This window comes from Streptococcus sp. GMD4S, from assembly GCF_000296955.1.
Window position 1 is genome coordinate 1 of the sequence record NZ_AJRE01000182.1, and the last position, 1,933, is coordinate 1,933.

General features: G+C 41.9%; 1 protein-coding gene and 3 pseudogenes. 2 read left to right on the forward strand and 2 right to left on the reverse strand.

Annotated elements, in window-relative coordinates:
- A pseudogene (locus GMD4S_RS08390) lies at positions 1–160 on the reverse strand (SAM-dependent methyltransferase); the annotation flags it as partial.
- 53 nt (positions 161–213) lie between these two features.
- Positions 214–504 (reverse strand): annotated as a pseudogene (locus GMD4S_RS08395) (S1 RNA-binding domain-containing protein); the annotation flags it as partial.
- On the opposite strand from GMD4S_RS08395, the pseudogene GMD4S_RS13880 reads away from it, so the two are divergent.
- Both GMD4S_RS13880 and GMD4S_RS08405 read left to right on the forward strand, forming a co-directional pair.
- A pseudogene (locus GMD4S_RS13880) lies at positions 501–1,793 on the forward strand (Cof-type HAD-IIB family hydrolase); the annotation flags it as partial. The pseudogenes GMD4S_RS08395 and GMD4S_RS13880 sit on opposite strands and share 4 nt — an antisense overlap.
- Positions 1,768–1,933: S1 RNA-binding domain-containing protein (locus GMD4S_RS08405; RefSeq protein ID WP_192808344.1), on the forward strand; the 166-nt coding region annotated here is incomplete at its 3' end. The pseudogene GMD4S_RS13880 and the gene GMD4S_RS08405, both read left to right, overlap by 26 nt.

The following is a 1,933-nucleotide window of genomic DNA, read 5'->3' on the forward strand; positions in this document are numbered from 1 at the left end:
AGTCCACAATTAAACCCCGTTTAGGGAAGCGAGGAAAGCGTGATAAAAGAACACTATCCACCGAATAGCTAAACACCTCTCTATTTTGAATGATCTTGATATCTGTCGACAAGAGCTGATTGATTCGCTCTCCTGGTTTTAATAATTGTTCTTCTTTCATACTTTTATTATAACAAATAATGTTAATATTACAAATGATTTAGATAATCGTATTTATGGCTTCTTCTTTAAATGCTCCAGTGCCTCACGCGTCCAAACAGGCATCATTCGGGCAAGTGGTGCAAAACCGTGCTTGATCCGATCATTTGAAAAACGTCTCCGTCTTGGCAATTGATGTTTTTCCTCTTCCAGAGTACGGATAGAAAGACTAGCCTTTCCAGTGTATTCGTCAAAATCCACCACCTGAACTTGAACTTCATCGCCAATTTTTAAAATGTCATAGATATTTTCAATAAATCCCGTCCGAATCTCCGAGATGTGAATCAGCCCTGTCACCCCTGACTGTCTTTAAACAGTTGCGTGAAAAAGGAATTTTAACAGGAATTGCCTCTGGGCGCGGTATTTTCGGTGTCGTTCCAGAGATTCGTGAGCTCAATCCAGACTTTTTTGTAACTCTGAATGGGGCTTATATAGAAGATAAAAAAGGCCAGGTCATTTATCAACATCAGATTGACAAGTCAGATGTTGAAGAGTATATCTCTTGGACTAAGCGAGAGGGAATTGAATATGGCTTGGTTGGCAGTCATGATGCCAAACTCTCCACGCGAACAGAACTGATCAGTGAGGCTATTGATCCGATTTATCCGAACTTGGATGTGGATCCTGACTTCCATGAAAAAGCAGACATATACCAGATGTGGACCTTTGAAGATAAAGGGGATGGCTTGCACTTACCAGAGTCTTTATCAGATAAACTTCGCATGGTGCGTTGGCATGAACATTCATCTGATATCGTGCCGATTTCAGGATCCAAAGCAACTGGTGTAGCCAAGGTGATAGAACATCTAGGCTTAAAACCAGAGAATGTCATGGTCTTTGGGGATGGTCTCAATGACTTGGAACTCTTTGATTATGCTGGAATCAGTATTGCTATGGGTGTTTCCCATGATAAAATCAAAGAAAAAGCAGATTATATTACAAAAACAGTAGAAGAAGATGGCATTTTTGATGCTTTAGAAGGATTTGGTATGGTAGAAAAAGAATTGCATTTCCCACAAGTAGAAATTGAAACAGTAGAAGGTCCTCTTGCGACCATTAAGACAAATCACGGAGACTTGCGTATCAAGCTCTTCCCTGAACATGCTCCTAAAACAGTGGCTAACTTTGTTGCTCTGTCAAAAGATGGTTACTATGATGGTGTCATTTTCCACCGAATTATCAAGGACTTTATGATCCAAGGTGGAGACCCAACTGGTACTGGTATGGGGGGCGAGTCAATCTACGGTGACTCTTTTGAAGATGAATTTTCTGAAGAACTCTATAATATCCGTGGTGCCCTTTCTATGGCCAATGCGGGCCCAAATACCAATGGTAGCCAGTTCTTTATCGTGCAAAACCAACACTTGCCGTACTCTAAGAAAGAGATTGCGCGTGGTGGCTGGCCTGAACCGATCGCTGAGATTTATGCAGAACAAGGTGGAACTCCTCACCTTGACCGTCGTCATACTGTTTTCGGGCAGTTGCTAGATGCTGAATCTTTTGCGGTCTTGGATGCCATTGCAGCTGTTGAGACTGGTGCAATGGACAAACCAGTTGAAGATGTAGTAATTGAAACGATTGAAATTGAGGACTAGAATGAAAATTGGTGATAAGCTGACTGGGCGTATTACAGGAATTCAGCCCTACGGTGCCTTTGTTGAGTTAGAGACAGGGGTGACAGGGCTGATTCACATCTCGGAGATTCGGACGGGATTTATTGAAAATATCTATGACA